Raw genomic sequence first — 17,639 nt, 5'->3', positions numbered from 1 at the left:
CCCTGCAAGCGCGAGGCACAAGCCGACGCGCCAGCCTTGACTTTCCCGGCCGCTTGCTGTTTAAGCCCGCCCATCTGCTGACAAGTTACGACTTGGAGCCGCCGACCGGGGCCGATAGACTGAGCCCGGAGGTCAACACCCGACAGCGCGTTGCGCCCTCGGGTGCTTTTTGGCTTTGTCTCTTGTTTTTGGCGGATGAGAACCCGACGTTTCGGTGATCCCGAAACGCGAGAAGGAAGAAACGATGTTCGAAAGCCTCCAGGACCGTCTTGGCTCCATCTTGAGTGGACTGACCGGCCGTGGCGCATTGAGCGAAGCGGATGTGTCCGCCGCTCTGCGCGAGGTTCGCCGTGCCCTGCTGGAAGCAGACGTGGCGCTGGAAGTCGTGCGTTCGTTTACCGACAAGGTGCGCGAAAAGGCGGTCGGCGCCGAAGTCCTGAAGTCGATCAAGCCGGGCCAGATGGTCGTCAAGATCGTCCATGACGAGCTGATCGAGATGCTCGGCTCCGAAGGGGTCGGCATCGACCTGCATGCGGTCGCCCCTGTGGTGATCATGATGGTCGGCCTCCAGGGCTCCGGCAAGACGACCACGACGGGCAAGATCGCCAAGCGGCTGACCGAACGCGAGCGCAAGAAGGTGCTGATGGCATCGCTCGACACGCGCCGCCCGGCCGCCCAGGAACAGCTCCGCCAGCTGGGCGTTCAGACCGGCGTCGATACGCTGCCGATCATTGCCGGCCAGTCGCCCGTGGAGATCGCAGCCCGCGCCGTGCAGGCGGCCAAGCTCGGCGGCCATGACGTCGTCATCCTCGACACCGCCGGCCGCACCCATATCGACGAGCCGCTGATGGCGGAGATGGCCGAGATCAAGCGCCGCTCCAACCCGCATGAAATCCTGCTGGTCGCCGATAGTCTCACCGGCCAGGACGCCGTCAACCTCGCCCGCAATTTCGACGAGCGCGTCGGCATTACCGGCCTCGTGCTGACTCGCATGGACGGCGACGGCCGCGGTGGCGCGGCGCTTTCGATGCGCGCCGTCACCGGCAAGCCGATCAAGCTGATCGGCACCGGCGAAAAGATGACGGAGATGGAAGAATTCCATCCCCGCCGCATCGCCGACCGCATTCTCGGCATGGGCGACATCGTTTCGCTGGTCGAGAAGGCCGCGGAGAATATCGACGCCGACAAGGCGCGCGCCATGGCCGAGAAGATGGCCAAGGGCAAGTTCGACCTGAACGATCTCGCCGAACAGCTGAAGCAGATGCAGTCGCTGGGCGGCATGGGCGGCATCATGGGGCTGATGCCCGGCATGAGCGGCATGAAGGACAAGCTTTCGGCCGCCGGCATGAGCGACAAGACGTTCGCCCGCCATATCGCCATCATCCAGTCGATGACCAAAGCCGAGCGCGCCAATCCCGACGTGCTGAAGCACAGCCGCAAGAAGCGCATCGCCGCCGGCTCCGGCACCGATGCCGCCGAAATCAACAAGCTTCTGAAAATGCACCGCCAGATGGCCGACATGATGAAAATGATGGGCGGCAAGGGCAAGGGCGGCATGATGAAGCAGATGATGGGCGGCCTTGCCTCCAAGATGGGTCTTGGTGGCATGGGCGGAGGAATGGGTGGAATGGGCGGCATGCCCGACCTTTCCAAGCTCGATCCGAAACAGCTCGAAGCGCTGCAGAAGCAGGCAGAGGCGGCGGGGCTGAAGCCCGGCTCCATGCCTGGACTTCCGGGCGGCGGCATGCCGGGTCTCGGTGGCGCCAAGCTACCCGGCCTCGGCGGCGGTTTTCCCGGTCTACCGGGCCTGCCCAAGAAGAAGTGAGGGAGGACACGCCAATGGTTGACCCCGAGGTCAAAGCGAAACTTGCAAGCTATCGCCAGTCGATCGACAACATCGACGCGGCGCTCGTGCACATGCTGGCGGAGCGTTTTCGCTGCACCAAGGAAGTGGGCGTCCTCAAAGCCCAATACGATTTGCCGCCGGCCGACCCGGCGCGCGAAGAATTCCAGATCGAGCGTCTTCGCCGCCTGGCGAAAGAAGCGCATCTGGACCCGGATTTCGCCGAGAAGTTCCTGAACTTCGTCATCAAGGAAGTCATCCGGCATCATGAAGCCATCGCCGCCGAACACGTCGGCACGAAAACAGCCTGAACCAGCCCGCCTGATGGCGGCCTCAAGAAGAACCCGGCCCGCCTGACGGCGGCCAGAAAACCTAGGAGTAAATGAAATGGCCCTGAAAATTCGTCTCGCCCGCGGCGGCTCCAAGAAGCGTCCGTATTACACCGTCGTCGTTGCCGACGCCCGTTCGCCCCGCGACGGCCGCTTCCTCGAAAAGCTCGGTTCCTGGAACCCGATGCTCGCCAAGGACGATGCCAAGCGCGTTGAACTGAACGCCGAGCGCATCCAGCATTGGATCGACAACGGCGCCCAGCCGACCGACCGCGTTCTGCGCTTCCTCGCTGAAGCCGGCCTTGCCCAGCGCGCTGCCAAGAACAACCCGGAAAAGGCACTGCCGGGCAAGAAGGCCCAGGAACGCGTCAAGGAACGCGCCCAGAAGGCTGAAGACGCAGCGGCTGCCGCCGCCGAAGCATAAGCTTCGCAAAAATTCTTCGCAATCGACGGGTGGCGCGGCAACGCGCTGCCCGTTTTGCTGTTTGCTTTTAATCGCGCAGCGCTTAAATGAGCGCACGGCAACTGAGATCACGACCCGCATGACCAAGCTCGAGAACCCCATTCTGATGGCGACCATCGGCGCCGCCCAAGGCTTGAGAGGCGAGGTGCGGGTGCGCACGTATACGGCCGATGCGACGGCGCTCGGCGAATACGGCAACCTGCACAGCGAGGACGGCCGGATTTTCGAGATCCTCGAAATCCGCGAGGCGAAGAACATCGCGATCGTCCGCTTCCGCGGCATCAACGACCGCAATGCGGCCGAAGCGCTGGCCGGCCTCGAACTCTTCATCGAGCGCGACAACCTGCCCGACGACGAACTTGAGGAAGACGAATTCTATTATGCGGACCTCGAAGGCCTCGAAGCGGTCGATCAGGACGGCAAGAGCTACGGCACGGTGAGCGCGGTCTATGATTTCGGCGCCGGCGATCTGCTGGAGCTGAAAGGCCCCGGCCGCCGCCCTACCCTCATCCCCTTCTCCGAAGCTGCGGTACTGGAAATCGACCTCGAAGGCCGCAAGATCCTCATCGATCCGCAGGCGGCAGGCCTTGCCGAGAACCCGGAAGACGACGGCGCCGCGCCGGGTTTCCCCAAAAAAGGCAAGTAGGCGCGATGACGTTTCGCGCCACCATTCTGACGCTCTATCCGGAAATGTTTCCGGGTCATCTGGCCTTTTCGCTCGCCGGCAAGGCGCTGGAGCGCGGACAATGGTCGCTCGACACAGTGCAGATCCGCGATTTTGCCGAGGACCGGCACCGCACCGTCGACGACACGCCGGCCGGCGGCGGCGCCGGCATGGTGCTGAAGCCGGATATTCTGGCCAAGGCGATCGACAGCATCTCTGAAAATGGCGATTTGGCTCCGGTGCGCCCGCGCCTGCTGATGAGCCCGCGCGGAAAACCACTGACGCAGGAGAGGGTACGCGAGCTTGCAGCCGGCGATGGCGTGGTGATCATCTGCGGCCGGTTCGAAGGCGTCGACCAGCGGGTGATCGATGCCCGCGATCTCGAAGAGGTGTCGATCGGCGACTACGTTCTCTCCGGCGGCGAGCCGGCGGCGCTGACGCTGCTCGACGCGGTGGTGCGCATCCTGCCGGGCGTGATGGGCAATGCGCTGTCCGGCACCCATGAAAGCTTCGAGAACGGGCTGCTCGAACACCCGCAATATACCAGGCCGCAGGTGTTCGAAGGCCGCGAGATCCCGGCCGTGCTGACCTCCGGCAATCATGCGGCGATCGAAAAATGGCGGCTGGAAGAAGCAAAGAAGCTGACGGCGGAGCGGCGGCCGGATTTGTTATAAGCCGAAGAGCGCCCCCTCATCCGCCCTTCGGGCACCTTCTCCCCGAGGGGAGAAGATATTGGTGCCGCCACTTCGCTATTCCCTCCTCTCCCCTTGGGGAGAGGGTGGCCGAGCGGAGCGGAGGCCGGGTGAGGGGGCGGCCGCTCACCCCGTCACGAAATAATAGATCGTCAGCCCCACTCCGACGGCCACCACGCACCAGCGCAGCACTGCCTGCGGCACCCGCCGCGCCATCCACACCCCGGCATAACCGCCAAGCGCACCGGCGGGGATCATCACCAGCGCCTCCGGCCAGGCAATGACGCCGCCGCCGACGAAGACGACGATGGCGACGGCCGCGATCAGGATCGCCAGCATGTTCTTGAGTGCGTTGAGATGGTGATAGCTGCCGCCGGTGGTGACGCCGAGCACGGCGAGCATCATGATGCCCATGCCGGCGCCGAAGAACCCGCCATAGATAGCTGTCAGAAACTGGGCGATGACGGAACCGGGCGAACCCGCTGGGCGCTCCGCGGATGCTCTTGGCTTGAGCCAGGGACCTGCCGCAAACACAGCGGTCGCAGCCGCCAGCAGCCAGGGCACCAGCGCGCGGAAGGACGGATTGTCGAGCGACAGCAGCAGGAAGGCGCCGGCAACGGCGCCGACCACCGAAACCAGCGCAAGCACCAGCGCGCTGCGCCAGCGGCTGGAAATCTCGTCCCAATAGGCGATCGTCGAAGTAACGTAGCCCGGAAACTGGACGATCGAGGACGTCGCATTGGCCAGGATCGGCGGAACTCCGGCAAGCGTCATCGCCCCGAAGGTCAGAAAGGTTCCGCCGCCGGCGATCGCATTGACCGCGCCGGACAGGAAGCCCGCCGCGGCGAGCAGGGCTATCATTGTGATTGTCATTGATGTTTCCTCATCCCTGGCCATCAGATAGCCGCTTCGGCGAAACCCGGCAATAGCGGGCTTTTTCGTCATAAAATCGCAATCAACGGGATGACAAACCCATGTCTTTGGTGTATTGGCCCAGCCGGAAATGGGAAATATCCCGTCGACCAGCAACAAAGAATGGTGAATCCGCTCTGCCGAAAAGGCAAATCCCCGAGGCTTTGACCAAAGGGATATATCCGAGCGCTCTGGCTGTTTCAGAAGAACCAAAGGTTTGAGACGATGAATATCATCCAGGAATTGGAAGCCGAACAGGCCGCCAAGATTGCAGCCAAGCGCACGCTTCCGGAATTTTCCGCTGGCGACACCGTCCGCGTCAACGTGAAGGTCACGGAAGGCACCCGTACCCGCGTACAGGCTTATGAAGGCGTCTGCATCGCCCGTTCCGGCGGCGGCATCAACGAAAGCTTCACCGTTCGCAAGATCTCCTACGGCGAAGGCGTCGAGCGCGTATTCCCGGTCTACTCGCCGATGGTCGAGAGCGTCGAAATCGTTCGCCGCGGTAAGGTCCGTCGCGCCAAGCTCTATTACCTGCGCGATCGTCGCGGCAAGTCGGCTCGTATCGTTGAAGACACCGGCGTTCGCGCCCGGAAGTTGAACGACGCCGAGCGTCAGGCCGTTGCCGAAGAGAAGGCACGTATCGAAGCCGAGAAGGTTGCAGCAGCCCAGGCTCTCGCCGCCGAAAAGGCAGCAGCGGAAGCCGCTGAAGCAAAGGCCGCAGCAGAAGCTGCTGAAGCCGCAGAAGCCGCCAAGGCTGCTGAAGCGACTGCCGAATAAGCTTTTCATATCGAATACGGAAAAGGCGGCCTTCGAGCCGCCTTTTTTGTTGCGCGATACAGGTTCTAATTCCTGACGGCCGAATCCCAGTGTTCGTCGGCCTTGCCGTTGACGATGCGCCATGTGTCGTACCAGGTGCTGGTATAGCTCTTCGAAGGATCGCGAGGATCTTTCATTTCGCGCACCGTCCCCACGGTCACCAGATCGCCTTCCGCTGTGACAAAGGCGACCGGCGTTTTTATCTTGGTCGGAATGGGGCTCGGCTTCCGCTTCAGGACGTCGATGAAATAGCGTACCACCCCCTCGCGTCCTGACGCGGCATTCGGGTTGTGCTGGATGTAACGTTCCGTGAGATACGGATCGGCCTTGTCCCACTGATTGGCTTCCAGCAGGTCACGGACGATGCCGTAGACAACCTGCTTGTTTGCATGCAGCTTGGGGTCCGTGCTGGTGAAAAGCGCGTCTTTGTCCGGGGCGGCCAGCACCGGCTCCTGTGCCAGCGAGGGCGCGATAAGCGTGCCCATCGCGGCCCCGAACAGAGCCAAACCCAGAGCGGCATGTTTAAAGATTCGTATCATCGACATTCTCCAAGCGTTTTGATCTGGCGTGCCAAAAGACATAGGAGAAACGCCGATGAGGCGGAAGCAGGCAGTTTTGCCGCCATTGGTTCCGCGGAGGGAACCAATGGCAGTAATGTCCGGTCAGACGGAGATCGCCTGTCTCGCCGCCAACATTCGCCCCACGATGATGACGAGGACACCGGCGACGGCAAGGCAGACCGCCAGGAAGAACATCGGCAGGATATTGCTGCCGGTCTGATCCTTGATCCAGGGCACCACGTTCTGCGCGATGAAGCCACCGAGATTGCCGACGGAGTTGATGGCCGCGATGCCGGCCGCAGCACCCGCACCTTTCAGGAAGCGCGACGGCAGGCTCCAGAATACCGGCTGCCCGGCGAAGATGCCCGCGGCAGCAACGCAGAGGAAGACGAACTGCAGCGTCGGATTGGCGAAGATCGCCGACAGGGCAAGGCTGATTGCCCCGACGAAGGCCGGAATGACGATATAGGGCGTCTTCCTGGCCACCTTGTCAGCGGCTGCCGGTACCGCCCAGAGCGCGACGGCGACGATCACCCACGGAATGATATTGATAAAACCATTGGCGGTGTTTGAAACGCCAAAACCCTTGACGATGGTCGGCAGCCAATAGCTCAGGCCATAGGCGGCGAGCGGAAACCCGATATAGCACAGCGCCATGACGAGAACCCGAGGGTTCAGGAGCGCTTTGAAGCCGTTGTCGGAATGCTCGTCCATACCCGATTTCTCCCGGGCAAGCCGATCATGCAGCCACTTCTTTTCCTCGTCGTTCAGGAACTTCGCCTTTTCCGGCGTATCGTCGAGATAAAAGAGCGTGACGATGCCAGCGATGACGGCCGGCACCCCGGTCGCAAGGAAAACCCATTCCCAGCCGGCAAGACCGAGAAGCCCGTCGAGATCGAGCAGCGTGCCGCCGAGCGGAGCGCCGACCGCATTGGCAAGAGCGCTGAAGATCATGAACAGCCCGACCATGCGCCCGCGATAATCCTCCGGGAACCAGAGGGTCAGAAGATAGAGGACGCCCGGAAAGAACCCGGCTTCGCACACACCGAGCAGGAAACGCAGGATGTAGAACATCGTAGCGTTTTGGGTGTAGGCGAGCGCGATGGTGACGATGCCCCAGGAGATCATGATGCGGGCGAACCAGCGGCTGGCGCCGAACCGCGTGAGAAGCAGGTTGCTCGGCACTTCGAAGAGGAAATAGCCGATGAAGAACAGGGACGCGCCGAGCCCGTAGGCATATTCGCTCATGCCAAGTGCGGATACCATGTCGAGCTTGGCGAAGCTGACATTCTGGCGGTCGATATAGGCGATGAGATAAAGAACCCCGAGAAACGGCATCAGCCGCCAGGTGATCTTGGAGATCAGTTGCTGTTCGGAAACCATAGACATATCCTCCCGCGGCTTGATGCTCTTGAACGCACTGGAACCTTCGCTGCCTCGTAAAGGCCGCATGCGCCGCTTTGTTCCGGAGCACGGGAAAGTTGATGCCCCGCACCCGATTTCGCCGCTTGTCATCTGAGCCGGTTTCGTGAGAGTCGAATGCGGTTCTCATTTTACGGGAGTGTCCTGATGCCTTTCCGCCGCACCATTATTGCCGGCCTTGCCGCACTCTTTCTTGCCCCCTCCCCGAGCCTTGCCATCGATCTTCCCGATCTCGGCGGCCGAACCGTCGTGGTGGTGACGGAAAACGCCTATCCGCCGCTGCAATTCGTCGATCCGAAAAGCGGCAGGGCAATCGGCTGGGAATATGATGCGATGAACGAGATCGCCAGGCGGCTGAACGTCAAGCTCGAATACCAGAACACCAGCTGGGACGCGATGATCCAGGCCGTTTCCGACGGGCAATACGACATCGGCATGACCGGCATCACCATCAAGGATGATCGTAAACAGAAGGTCGACTTCTCCGATCCCTATATGCGCTCGCAACAGCTGATGCTGGTACGCGGCGATGAAAAACGCTTCGCCGACGCCAAGAGTTTTGGCGCCCTGACGACCGGCCTGATCGGCGCCCAGCCGGGAACGAGCCCGTTCTACACGGCGGTCTACGAAATCCTCGACGGCAACGAGCAGAACCCGCGGATCAAGCTGTTCGAAACCTTCGGTGCGACCGTGCAGGCGCTGAAGGCGGGAGATGTCGATCTGGTGCTGACCGACAGCACCGCCGGCGACGGTTACGTCAAGGCCTCCGGCAGTTCTTTAAAGCTGATAGGAGAGCCGCTCGGAACCGAGGATTTCGGCTTCATCTTCAAGAAGGGATCTGATCTTGTCTCGCCGGTCAACGCGGCGATCGCCGCGCTGAAGGCTGACGGCACGCTCGATGCGCTGAACAAGAAGTGGTTCCTCGATTACAAGATGGGCCAGTAAAGGCATGGCGCCTTCGCGTCGCAGAACGTCCCAGCCGCAGGATTTCCCCTGGTGGCTGGTCGCCTTCGCGATACTTTGCCTTGGCCTGGCGGCGGTCATCGCCCTCAACGATCTTTATTCCCAGGTCTTCAATGTCGTTGCCAGCGGCATCGGCATCACGGTCGGCGTGACGCTGGCAGCTTTTCTCCTGGCGACGCTGCTGGGGCTCGGCATCGCGCTTGCAGGGCTTTCCGGCAATGTCGTGCTGAGGCAGGCGGCGCGTTTCTATATCGAGCTCATCCGCGGCATCCCGATCCTCGTCCTGCTCTTCTACATCGCCTTCGTCGGCGCACCGGCCTTCGTGACGCTCTACAATTGGGCGCTGTCGCCGCTGATCGAGCGCGGCTGGGTCCAGGCGCTTCTGGTGCGCGACGTCTCGCTCTTGTGGCGGGCGATCATCGCCCTGACGATCGGTTATGCAGCCTTCATCGCCGAAATCTTTCGCGCCGGGTTCCAAGCCGTCGACATCGGCCAGATCGAGGCGGCGAAGGCGCTGGGCCTCAGTCGCTGGCAGCGTTTCCGGCTGATCGTCTTCCCCCAGGCGATGCGGGTGATCCTGCCGCCGCTTTCCAACGACTTCGTCTCGATGGTGAAGGATAGTTCGCTCGTCTCGGTCCTCGGCGTCGCCGACGTCACCCAGATGGCCAAGGTCTATGCGGCCGGCTCCTTCCGCTTCTTCGAGACCTATTCGATCGTCACCTATATCTACCTGCTGCTGACGATCGGCCTGTCGCTGGCCCTGCGCGGCATCGAAGGACGTTTGCGGAGGAGGACGGAGCGCTAACGCAAAAGGCGGCCCGAAGGCCGCCTCGCCGTTTCAGGCTCTGCCGAGCGCCCCGCAGCGTCAACGACGGCAGGGCGCAGCAGTTCTGTTCAGTACACTTCCGGGACGTACATGTCCGCCGGCACCGGATGGCGGATGTAATCGTCGTTTCGGACGCGGCCCGGCAGGTCGATCTGCTCCTTCGGCACGGTCTCGTAAGGCACCTGGGCGAGAAGATGGGAGATCATGTTGAGCCGCGCCTTCTTCTTGTCGACGGCCTGCACGACCCACCACGGCGCTTCCGGAATGTGGGTGCGCTGGAGCATCTCTTCCTTGGCCTTGGTATATTCTTCCCAATGGACGCGGCTTTCGAGGTCCATCGGCGACAGCTTCCACTGCTTCAGCGGATCGTGGATGCGCATCTTGAAGCGGAATTCCTGCTCCTCGTCGGTAATCGAGAACCAGTACTTGACAAGGATGATGCCGGAGCGGACCAGCATGCGTTCGAATTCCGGCACCGAGCGGAAGAACTCTTCCAGTTCGTCCTTGGTGCAGAAGCCCATGACGCGCTCGACGCCGGCACGGTTGTACCAGGAGCGATCGAACAGCACCATTTCGCCGGCGGTCGGCAGATGCGGCACGTAGCGCTGGAAATACCACTGGCTGCGCTCGCGCTCGGTCGGGGCCGGCAGGGCGACGGTGCGGCAGACGCGCGGATTGAGGCGCTGGGTGACGCGCTTGATGGCGCCGCCCTTGCCGGCCGAGTCGCGGCCTTCGAACAGCACCACCATCTTCAGCTTCTTGTACTGCACCCAGTCCTGCAGGCGGACGAGTTCGTGCTGGAGGCAGAACAGTTCGCGGAAATAGATCCGGCGGTCGATCGTCGCCTCGGCGGGCTCGGACATGCCCTCGGCGACCAGCTCGTCGAGCCGGTCCTCTTCCATCTGCATTTCCAGCTCTTCATCGAAGCTGTCGGCGATCTCTTCCTTGATGCGGCTGAGCTGGTCTTGCATGGGTTCGGACATCTTGGCATTCCTCCGTTATGGAAACTGAGATCAACCACGTTTCCGCGAAAGCTTTATGACAGAGATGCGACAGATTTCCCGCAACGCAATTCGATTGCCGATTTCTTCGGAAACTGGTATTCCAGCCGCCATGGGATCGAAATTCGGATGCCTCGCGAACCACATCGTCGTGCTGCAAGACCACAAGCGTCTGCCGGCACGCTTTTTCGCGCGGGTATCCGGGGCGCTTTGCGACCGACTTAGCTGACCTTCCTCAGCTTGAGGCAGCCCTGAGCTGCCGGATACCCATTTCCTGTTTCAGTCAGCTATACGGACAGCAGCCATGAGCGCACCTCGCACCCTTTATGACAAGATCTGGGACGACCACGTCGTTTCCGAGGATGAGAACCACACCTGTCTTCTCTACATCGACCGTCACCTCGTTCACGAAGTGACGTCGCCGCAGGCATTCGAAGGCCTGCGCATCGCCGGCCGCAAGGTCCGCGCTCCGGAAAAGACGCTCGCCGTCGTCGACCACAACGTGCCGACTACCGCCGATCGCCACGAAGGCATCAAGAATGAGGAAAGCCGCATCCAGGTGGAGGCGCTTGCCCAGAACGCCCGTGACTTCGGCGTCGAATATTATTCGGAAAAAGACGTTCGCCAGGGCATCGTCCACATCGTCGGCCCGGAGCAGGGTTTTACCCTGCCGGGCATGACCATCGTCTGCGGCGACAGCCACACGTCGACCCACGGCGCCTTCGGCGCGCTGGCGCACGGCATCGGCACGTCTGAGGTCGAGCACGTGCTCGCCACCCAGACGCTGGTGCAGAAGAAGGCGAAGAACATGCTGGTGCGCGTCGACGGCCAGCTGCCGCCGGGCGTCACCGCCAAGGACATCATCCTTGCCATCATCGGCGAGATCGGCACGGCCGGCGGCACCGGCCATGTCATCGAGTTCGCCGGTGAGGCGATCCGCGCGCTCTCCATGGAAGGCCGCATGACGGTCTGCAACATGACGATCGAAGGCGGCGCCCGCGCCGGCCTGATCGCGCCGGACGAAAAGACCTTCGAATACATCAAGGACAAGCCCCGCGCGCCGAAGGGCAAGGCCTGGGACATGGCGCTCGACTACTGGAAGACGCTGCAGACGGACGAAGGCGCGCATTTCGACAAGGTGGTCGTGCTCGACGCCGCCAACCTGCCGCCGATCGTCTCCTGGGGCTCCTCACCGGAAGACGTGATCTCGGTCGAAGGCTCCGTTCCGAACCCGGACGATATCCAGGACGAAACCAAGCGCACCTCGAAATGGCGCGCTCTGGACTATATGGGCCTGAAGCCCGGCACCAAGATCACCGATATCGCCATCGACCGCGTCTTCATCGGCTCCTGCACCAACGGCCGCATCGAAGACCTGCGTGCTGCAGCCAAGGTGGTCGAAGGCCGCGCCGTCGCATCGACCGTGTCCGCCATGGTCGTCCCGGGCTCGGGCATCGTCAAGGAACAGGCGGAAGCAGAAGGTCTCGACAAGATCTTCAAGGATGCCGGTTTCGAATGGCGCGAGCCCGGCTGTTCGATGTGCCTGGCGATGAACGACGACCGCCTGAAGCCGGGCGAGCGCTGCGCTTCCACCTCGAACCGCAATTTCGAGGGCCGCCAGGGTTATAAGGGCCGCACGCATCTCGTCTCGCCGGCCATGGCCGCCGCAGCCGCGATCGCCGGCCACTTCGTCGACATCCGCAAGTGGAAATGAGCGTTTTCCAGCTTTGATTTTGAGATGCCCGGCCCTCAGCGCCGGGCATTTTCGTTGCAGGCCTCAGCCAAGCACCCTCACCACCGTCCCCTTGCGTATGAAGCGGATGAGCCGTTTCATGTCGGGAAGGCTGACGGCGATGCAGCCGGCGGTCGGCTGGTAGCCGGGCTTGATCAGGTGGAAGAAGATCGCCGACCCGCGGTTGCGAGCTCGCGAGGTGACGTTCCAGTCGAGCACGAGGCAGATATCGTAGAGCCCGTCGGCTCGCATCATCCCTTCATGACTAGGCCCGAAGGGTGCCCTCACCGGGCGATTGTACGACGGGTGCTCCGGCTGGTCGCACCACAGCAGGTCTTTATCGATGCGCGCGATCGAAAGCGGCGTCGGGGGCAGCGTCACGCGGTCCCCACGGACATAGCCCTTGAGGAGGCGCATCGGCGCGATCGGCGTTGCACCATCCCCTTCCCGCTTGAAGGGAGAGGTGCCGGATCGCCCGAGCGCCGCCGGCACGGTGATACCGCCGAAGGAGACGATCGCCCGACGCCGGTCGCGCGGCGCGGTCCGAACGGTGACGACGGCAGTCTTTTTGTGATTTCCCCCGCGAAAACGCTGCATTTCTCTCACAAGGTTTTGCTTTGAATATGATTTCGTTTGAATTCATAGCACACTAAAGCGCTGCGCATATTGAATCGAAACATCGTACTTTCCGAAAATCGATTCCGATTTTTGGGTCGATGCTGTAGGGATTTAGATCGAGGAGCCCTAAATGCGCTTCGATTGGCTGCAACAGCAGTCTGGACGCAACGGCGAGACGAAAGGCAAGAACGCATGGCAGCGCGCACGATACTCCTGGTGGACGACGACGATGATCTGCGCGAGACGCTCGTCGAGCAGTTGTCGTTCTATGACGAGTTCGCAATCCTCCAGGAGGCGAATGCGGCCAAGGCGCTGCAGACCGCCAAGAATGCCCAGATCGACCTGCTGATCATGGACGTCGGCCTGCCGGACATGGACGGCCGCGAGGCGGTGAAACTGCTGCGCAAGAACGGCTTCAAGGCGCCGATCATCATGCTGACCGGCCACGACACCGATTCCGACACCATTCTCGGCCTCGAAGCCGGCGCCAACGACTATGTGACGAAGCCCTTCCGCTTCGCCGTGCTGCTCGCCCGCATCCGTGCCCAGCTTCGCCAGTACGAGCAGAGCGAGGACGCCACCTTCACGGTCGGCCCGTATCTCTTCAAGCCGAGCCAGAAGCTGCTGACCACCGAGGACGGCAAGAAGATCCGCCTGACCGAAAAGGAAGCGGCGATCATCCGCTACCTCTATCGGGCCGGCCAAAAGGTGGTGACCCGCGACGTGCTGCTGGAGGAAGTCTGGGGCTATAATTCCGGCGTCACTACGCATACGCTGGAAACTCATGTCTACCGTCTTCGTCAGAAGATCGAGCGCGATCCGTCGAGCGCCGAAATCCTGGTCACCGAAAACGGCGGCTACAAGATCGTACCGTAAAGGCCCCTCATGTCGCTGACCGAAGATATCCGCCTGCTTTCGCAGGTCCCGCTGTTCCGGGACATGAACGACGACCAGCTGCGCCTCGTCGCCTTCGGTGCCGAGCGGCGGCAGGTGACGACCGGCCAGCAGCTGTTTCGGGAGAAATCCCCGGCGGAATCGGCCTTCATCGTCGCAAGGGGTCGCTTCGAACTGCTGATGGCGGACCGCAGTGGCGAGATGAAGGTGGAAGCGACGGTCGGTCCCGGCACCCTTCTGTCGGAGCTGGCGCTCGTGACCATGGTGGAGCGCAAGTTCACCGCCGTGGCGATCGAGGACTCCGAGGCCCTGAAGATCAGCCGCTCGCTGTTCCACCGCCTGCTGGAGGAATATCCGCAGGTCGGCCGGGTGATCGAAAGCCGCATCCGCGACAATATCGCCAGCCTCGCCAAGGCGGCGGCGGCGATGCAGGATCGGTTTGCCTGAGGCTCCGAAGAAGCTTTGCCCTCGATCGTCGAGCCTCGTGTCTGGATCCTCGGGTCGAGCCCGAGGATGACGACCTTGATGCTCATCAGGCGGAACTGACAGCACGGCACGCCCTCTGTTTTCGTCATCCTCGGGCTCGACCCGAGGATCCAGATGCAACCTGCGACGTTTGCGTCAGAACTTGAACACCGCCGTCACCGGCACGTGGTCCGAAGGCTGGTTCCAGCCTCGGGCTTCCTTGAGCACGTCGATGCGGTCGAGGAACGGCCCGAGGTCGGGCGAGGACCAGATATGGTCGAGCCGGCGGCCCTTGTTTGCCGCTTCCCAGTCCTTGGCGCGGTAGCTCCACCACGTATAGATCTTCTCCGGCTCCGGTGTGTGCTGGCGCATCAGGTCGAGCCAGCCGCCCTTCGCGATGATCTCCTTCATGCCCTCGGTCTCGACAGGCGTGTGGCTGACGATCTTCAGGAGTTGCTTGTGTGACCAGACGTCGTGCTCCAGCGGCGCGATGTTGAGATCGCCGACGAGGATCGACGAGATGCCGGGCATGGCATCCGCCTTCAATGCCTTCATCTCCTCGACGAAATCGAGCTTGTGGCCGAATTTCGGGTTGATCGTCCGGTCCGGCTCGTCGCCGCCGGCGGGCACATAGAAATTATGCAGGCGGATCCGCCGCGAGCCGCGCTCGAAGATCGCCGAGATGTGCCGGGCATCGCCGACATTGCAGTAGTTCTGACGATGGTCTTCAAGGAGCGGCACCTTCGAGGCTATGGCAACGCCGTGATAACCCTTCTGGCCGTGGATGATGATGTGCTGGTAACCGAGGTCCTTCAGCGGCTGCAGCGGAAACTCCGGCTCCTGGCACTTGATTTCCTGCAGGCAGAGAATGTCCGGCTTGTAGCGGACGAGGAACTGCTGGACGATCGGCATGCGCAGCCGCACGGAGTTGATATTCCAGGTCGTGATCGAAAATGTCATGATATCCCTCGGGCTTCGCCCGCGAGCTTTAGGAAATTTTGCGACCCCTGAGAAGCGAAAAGGGCCGCGCAATGAAGCGCAGCCCCTTATTCAGTTCAGGCCCTGCCGAGGTCAGCCCTTGCGGACGTCCTCATAGGGGATGGTGAAGACCTTTTCGTCCAGGTTCACGCCGTTCTGGACGTTGTAGATCATCACCGACGTATCCTTGTTCTGGGCGTCGGTGATCGTCCATTGGCGCAGGTCGTAGGTCTTGGAATCGAACATCATGGTAATGGTCGAATCGCCGAAGACGGTCTTGTTGCCGAGTACGATGGTGGTCAGATCGGACTCTTCCTTGACGTCGCGGACCATCTGGTTGCCAAGGTCGATACGGCTCGCCAAAAGCAGGCTGAGCGGCGTCTTGGAAAGCGGATAGATATCCCAGGTCTTGAGCTTCATATTGCCGATGACAACGTTCTTGCCGTCGGCGATGACGCGGATCGGCGACGGATCCTCGAAGTTGAAGCGCAGCTTGCCGGGACGCTCGATAAAAAATTTGCCGCCGGTCTGCTCGCCGCGCGGGCCGAACTGCACGAATTCGCCCATCATGGTTTTGACCGACGAGAAGTGGTCGGCGATTTTCTGAGCCGCAGCACTGCCGGCGCTCTGGGCGAAGCCGACGTTCGGCGCAAAGGCAGCCGCTGCCAGGCCCGCAAGCCCCAGCGAAAACTGCCGGCGGCCGAGCGCGCTGGAATTGATGTTTGAAAGGATGGTCTTTTCGTTCTTCATTTTAGTCTCCTTTCGTTATTCCTCCGCACCAAAGGCGGCGGCTTGATGGCCGGCCCGTGGCGATCACGAAAGCCTTACCGTTCGAGGATGTCGCCTTCTGTCGGCACCAGGATTTCGCGTTTGCCGGCATGGTTGGCCGGCCCGATCAGCCCTTCCTGCTCCATCCGCTCGATGAGCGAGGCGGCACGGTTGTAGCCGATGCCGAGACGGCGCTGGACATAGGACGTCGACGCCTTGCCGTCCCGCAGCACGATCGCCACCGCTTGATCATAGGGATCGTCCGACTCCGCGAGGTTGGACATGCCGGCCGGGCCGGAACCGTCGCCGTCCTCGTCGTCATCGGCCGTGATCGCATCGAGATATTGGGGGTGCCCTTGAGTTTTCAAGTAGGCGACGATGTCTTCGACTTCCGTATCGGAGACGAAGGGCCCGTGGACGCGCTGGATGCGGCCGCCACCGGCCATGTAGAGCATGTCGCCCATGCCGAGCAACTGCTCGGCGCCCTGCTCGCCCAAAATGGTGCGGCTGTCGATCTTCGAGGTGACCTGGAAGGAAATGCGGGTCGGGAAGTTTGCCTTGATCGTGCCGGTGATGACGTCGACCGAAGGGCGCTGCGTCGCCATGATCACATGGATGCCGGCGGCACGCGCCATCTGCGCCAGGCGCTGCACGGCGCCTTCGATATCCTTGCCGGCGACCATCATCAGGTCGGCCATTTCGTCGATGATCACGACGATATAGGGGATCGGTGCGAGATCGAATTCTTCCGTCTCGTACATGGCCTCACCGGTATGGCGGTCGAAACCGGTCTGCACGGTGCGGGTCAGCACCTCGCCCTTTTCCATCGCCTGCTCGACGCGGCTGTTGAAGCCGTCGATGTTGCGCACACCGATCTTCGACATCTTCTTGTAACGCTCTTCCATCTCGCGGACGGTCCACTTGAGCGCGACGACGGCCTTCTTCGGGTCTGTGACGACGGGCGACAGGAGGTGCGGAATACCGTCATAGACGGAGAGTTCGAGCATCTTGGGGTCGATCATGATCAGGCGGCACTTCTCCGGCGTATAGCGATAGAGAAGCGACAGGATCATGGTGTTGATGGCAACCGATTTACCCGAACCGGTAGTGCCGGCGACGAGCAGGTGCGGCATCTTGGCGAGGTCGGCGACGACGGGCTCGCCGCCGATCGTCTTGCCGAGCGCCATGGCGAGCTTCGCCTTGCTGTTTTCGAAATCCTTGCTGCCGATCATTTCGCGCAGGTAGACCGTCTCGCGGGTGCGGTTCGGCAGTTCGATACCGATCGCGTTGCGGCCGGGAACGACGGCGACGCGGGCGGCGATCGCGCTCATTGAACGGGCAATATCGTCCGCAAGGCCGATGACGCGCGACGACTTGATGCCCGGTGCAGGCTCGAGTTCGTAAAGCGTGACGACCGGGCCGGGGCGGACATGGATGATCTCGCCCTTGACGCCGAAATCTTCGAGAACGCCTTCGAGCAATCGGGCATTCTGTTCCAACGCGTCGGCGGACAGCGAGGCGTCGCGGGCAACGGCCTTCGGTTCGCTAAGGAGGTGCACGGATGGAAGCTGGAACCCGTCAGGCGCGATGAACGAGCCTTGGGCCTCGCGGGCGACACGAGCGCTCGGTCTCGGCGGCGTGGCCGAGGGCGCGACGCGCTGCTGGACGCGGACGCCATTGACGGTCAGAT

Annotated in this window: 19 protein-coding genes; 11 read left to right on the top strand and 8 right to left on the bottom strand. The window is 62.0% G+C overall.

What is annotated here, in order from left to right; translation table 11 throughout:
• The first annotated feature begins 244 nt into the window (after nucleotides 1-244).
• The 5 genes from ffh to trmD all read left to right on the top strand — a co-directional run bounded on the left by ffh (nucleotide 245) and on the right by trmD (nucleotide 3,973).
• Entirely contained in the window at nucleotides 245-1,825 is a 1,581-nt protein-coding gene (gene ffh / locus MOV63_RS18530; protein ID WP_247035549.1) for a signal recognition particle protein, read from the top strand.
• A 14-nt stretch (nucleotides 1,826-1,839) separates the two neighbouring features.
• Complete coding sequence (locus tag MOV63_RS18525) at nucleotides 1,840-2,154, top strand: chorismate mutase (RefSeq protein ID WP_038546681.1); 315 nt, start codon at nucleotides 1,840-1,842, stop codon at nucleotides 2,152-2,154.
• 76 nt (nucleotides 2,155-2,230) lie between these two features.
• On the top strand, nucleotides 2,231-2,596 hold the full coding sequence (gene rpsP / locus MOV63_RS18520; protein ID WP_038546684.1) for a 30S ribosomal protein S16: 366 nt from the start codon (nucleotides 2,231-2,233) through the stop codon (nucleotides 2,594-2,596).
• 118 nt (nucleotides 2,597-2,714) lie between these two features.
• Nucleotides 2,715-3,281, top strand: a complete 567-nt coding sequence (rimM, locus tag MOV63_RS18515) for a ribosome maturation factor RimM (protein ID WP_038546686.1) — start codon at nucleotides 2,715-2,717, stop codon at nucleotides 3,279-3,281.
• A gap of 5 nt (nucleotides 3,282-3,286) precedes the next feature.
• Nucleotides 3,287-3,973 (top strand): tRNA (guanosine(37)-N1)-methyltransferase TrmD, encoded by a 687-nt coding sequence (gene trmD / locus MOV63_RS18510; protein ID WP_247035542.1) that lies wholly within the window; start codon nucleotides 3,287-3,289, stop codon nucleotides 3,971-3,973.
• 144 nt (nucleotides 3,974-4,117) lie between these two features.
• On the opposite strand, the gene MOV63_RS18505 is transcribed toward trmD, so the two are convergent.
• A complete protein-coding gene (locus MOV63_RS18505; protein ID WP_247035540.1) occupies nucleotides 4,118-4,864 on the bottom strand; it encodes a sulfite exporter TauE/SafE family protein in 747 nt (248 codons plus the stop codon).
• A gap of 264 nt (nucleotides 4,865-5,128) precedes the next feature.
• On the opposite strand from MOV63_RS18505, the gene rplS reads away from it, so the two are divergent.
• Complete coding sequence (gene rplS, locus MOV63_RS18500) at nucleotides 5,129-5,683, top strand: 50S ribosomal protein L19 (RefSeq protein ID WP_038594211.1); 555 nt, start codon at nucleotides 5,129-5,131, stop codon at nucleotides 5,681-5,683.
• Nucleotides 5,684-5,748: 65 nt separating this feature from the next.
• Here rplS and MOV63_RS18495 read toward each other — a convergent pair whose 3' ends face one another.
• Nucleotides 5,749-6,261, bottom strand: a complete 513-nt coding sequence (locus MOV63_RS18495; RefSeq protein ID WP_247035537.1) for a nuclear transport factor 2 family protein — start codon at nucleotides 6,259-6,261, stop codon at nucleotides 5,749-5,751.
• A gap of 123 nt (nucleotides 6,262-6,384) precedes the next feature.
• Nucleotides 6,385-7,665 carry an MFS transporter gene (locus MOV63_RS18490; protein WP_247035535.1) on the bottom strand — a complete coding sequence of 427 codons (1,281 nt, stop codon included), beginning with the start codon at nucleotides 7,663-7,665 and terminating at the stop codon, nucleotides 6,385-6,387.
• A gap of 186 nt (nucleotides 7,666-7,851) precedes the next feature.
• On the opposite strand from MOV63_RS18490, the gene MOV63_RS18485 reads away from it, so the two are divergent.
• Nucleotides 7,852-8,649: a transporter substrate-binding domain-containing protein gene (locus MOV63_RS18485; protein WP_247035533.1), complete on the top strand. Its 798-nt coding sequence runs from the start codon at nucleotides 7,852-7,854 to the stop codon at nucleotides 8,647-8,649.
• Nucleotides 8,650-8,653: 4 nt separating this feature from the next.
• Nucleotides 8,654-9,472 (top strand): amino acid ABC transporter permease, encoded by an 819-nt coding sequence (locus MOV63_RS18480; RefSeq protein WP_247035530.1) that lies wholly within the window; start codon nucleotides 8,654-8,656, stop codon nucleotides 9,470-9,472.
• An 89-nt stretch (nucleotides 9,473-9,561) separates the two neighbouring features.
• Here MOV63_RS18480 and ppk2 read toward each other — a convergent pair whose 3' ends face one another.
• Nucleotides 9,562-10,476, bottom strand: a complete 915-nt coding sequence (gene ppk2, locus MOV63_RS18475; protein WP_247035528.1) for a polyphosphate kinase 2 — start codon at nucleotides 10,474-10,476, stop codon at nucleotides 9,562-9,564.
• 322 nt (nucleotides 10,477-10,798) lie between these two features.
• On the opposite strand from ppk2, the gene leuC reads away from it, so the two are divergent.
• A complete protein-coding gene (gene leuC, locus MOV63_RS18470; RefSeq protein WP_247035527.1) occupies nucleotides 10,799-12,208 on the top strand; it encodes a 3-isopropylmalate dehydratase large subunit in 1,410 nt (469 codons plus the stop codon).
• A gap of 63 nt (nucleotides 12,209-12,271) precedes the next feature.
• Here leuC and MOV63_RS18465 read toward each other — a convergent pair whose 3' ends face one another.
• A complete protein-coding gene (locus MOV63_RS18465; protein WP_247035525.1) occupies nucleotides 12,272-12,823 on the bottom strand; it encodes a L,D-transpeptidase in 552 nt (183 codons plus the stop codon).
• Nucleotides 12,824-13,036: 213 nt separating this feature from the next.
• Between MOV63_RS18465 and MOV63_RS18460 the strand changes: the two genes are divergently transcribed.
• Both MOV63_RS18460 and MOV63_RS18455 read left to right on the top strand, forming a co-directional pair.
• Nucleotides 13,037-13,720: a response regulator transcription factor gene (locus MOV63_RS18460; protein WP_046637381.1), complete on the top strand. Its 684-nt coding sequence runs from the start codon at nucleotides 13,037-13,039 to the stop codon at nucleotides 13,718-13,720.
• A 9-nt stretch (nucleotides 13,721-13,729) separates the two neighbouring features.
• Entirely contained in the window at nucleotides 13,730-14,185 is a 456-nt protein-coding gene (locus tag MOV63_RS18455) for a cyclic nucleotide-binding domain-containing protein (RefSeq protein WP_247035524.1), read from the top strand.
• Nucleotides 14,186-14,359: 174 nt separating this feature from the next.
• Here the strand turns inward: MOV63_RS18455 and MOV63_RS18450 are convergent, their stop codons facing one another.
• From MOV63_RS18450 to MOV63_RS18440, 3 genes are all read right to left on the bottom strand, one after another.
• The gene (locus MOV63_RS18450) at nucleotides 14,360-15,163 is read right to left on the bottom strand and encodes an exodeoxyribonuclease III (RefSeq protein WP_038546720.1); all 804 of its coding nucleotides are present in this window, start codon (nucleotides 15,161-15,163) and stop codon (nucleotides 14,360-14,362) included.
• A gap of 111 nt (nucleotides 15,164-15,274) precedes the next feature.
• Nucleotides 15,275-15,931 (bottom strand): outer membrane lipoprotein carrier protein LolA, encoded by a 657-nt coding sequence (locus MOV63_RS18445; RefSeq protein WP_247035523.1) that lies wholly within the window; start codon nucleotides 15,929-15,931, stop codon nucleotides 15,275-15,277.
• A 74-nt stretch (nucleotides 15,932-16,005) separates the two neighbouring features.
• A partial coding sequence (locus MOV63_RS18440) for a DNA translocase FtsK (RefSeq protein ID WP_258719236.1) occupies nucleotides 16,006-17,639 on the bottom strand: 1,634 nt, incomplete at its 5' end.

Origin of the sequence: Neorhizobium sp. SHOUNA12A (genome assembly GCF_023006505.1) — a bacterium.
GTDB lineage: Bacteria > Pseudomonadota > Alphaproteobacteria > Rhizobiales > Rhizobiaceae > Neorhizobium.
Note: the sequence above shows the minus strand (reverse complement) of the source record. Positions and strands in the feature narration are given on the sequence as shown.

Coding starts and splice junctions, on each gene's coding strand:
- trmD (WP_247035542.1), top strand. CDS start 3,287: ATGACGTTTCGCGCCACCATTCTGACGCTCTATCCGGAAATGTTTCCG.
- ppk2 (WP_247035528.1), bottom strand. CDS start 10,476: ATGTCCGAACCCATGCAAGACCAGCTCAGCCGCATCAAGGAAGAGATC.
- MOV63_RS18460 (WP_046637381.1), top strand. CDS start 13,037: ATGGCAGCGCGCACGATACTCCTGGTGGACGACGACGATGATCTGCGC.
- ffh (WP_247035549.1), top strand. CDS start 245: ATGTTCGAAAGCCTCCAGGACCGTCTTGGCTCCATCTTGAGTGGACTG.
- MOV63_RS18480 (WP_247035530.1), top strand. CDS start 8,654: ATGGCGCCTTCGCGTCGCAGAACGTCCCAGCCGCAGGATTTCCCCTGG.
- MOV63_RS18465 (WP_247035525.1), bottom strand. CDS start 12,823: ATGCAGCGTTTTCGCGGGGGAAATCACAAAAAGACTGCCGTCGTCACC.
- MOV63_RS18505 (WP_247035540.1), bottom strand. CDS start 4,864: ATGACAATCACAATGATAGCCCTGCTCGCCGCGGCGGGCTTCCTGTCC.
- rimM (WP_038546686.1), top strand. CDS start 2,715: ATGACCAAGCTCGAGAACCCCATTCTGATGGCGACCATCGGCGCCGCC.
- leuC (WP_247035527.1), top strand. CDS start 10,799: ATGAGCGCACCTCGCACCCTTTATGACAAGATCTGGGACGACCACGTC.
- MOV63_RS18455 (WP_247035524.1), top strand. CDS start 13,730: ATGTCGCTGACCGAAGATATCCGCCTGCTTTCGCAGGTCCCGCTGTTC.
- MOV63_RS18525 (WP_038546681.1), top strand. CDS start 1,840: ATGGTTGACCCCGAGGTCAAAGCGAAACTTGCAAGCTATCGCCAGTCG.
- rplS (WP_038594211.1), top strand. CDS start 5,129: ATGAATATCATCCAGGAATTGGAAGCCGAACAGGCCGCCAAGATTGCA.
- rpsP (WP_038546684.1), top strand. CDS start 2,231: ATGGCCCTGAAAATTCGTCTCGCCCGCGGCGGCTCCAAGAAGCGTCCG.
- MOV63_RS18495 (WP_247035537.1), bottom strand. CDS start 6,261: ATGATACGAATCTTTAAACATGCCGCTCTGGGTTTGGCTCTGTTCGGG.
- MOV63_RS18450 (WP_038546720.1), bottom strand. CDS start 15,163: ATGACATTTTCGATCACGACCTGGAATATCAACTCCGTGCGGCTGCGC.
- MOV63_RS18490 (WP_247035535.1), bottom strand. CDS start 7,665: ATGGTTTCCGAACAGCAACTGATCTCCAAGATCACCTGGCGGCTGATG.
- MOV63_RS18445 (WP_247035523.1), bottom strand. CDS start 15,931: ATGAAGAACGAAAAGACCATCCTTTCAAACATCAATTCCAGCGCGCTC.
- MOV63_RS18485 (WP_247035533.1), top strand. CDS start 7,852: ATGCCTTTCCGCCGCACCATTATTGCCGGCCTTGCCGCACTCTTTCTT.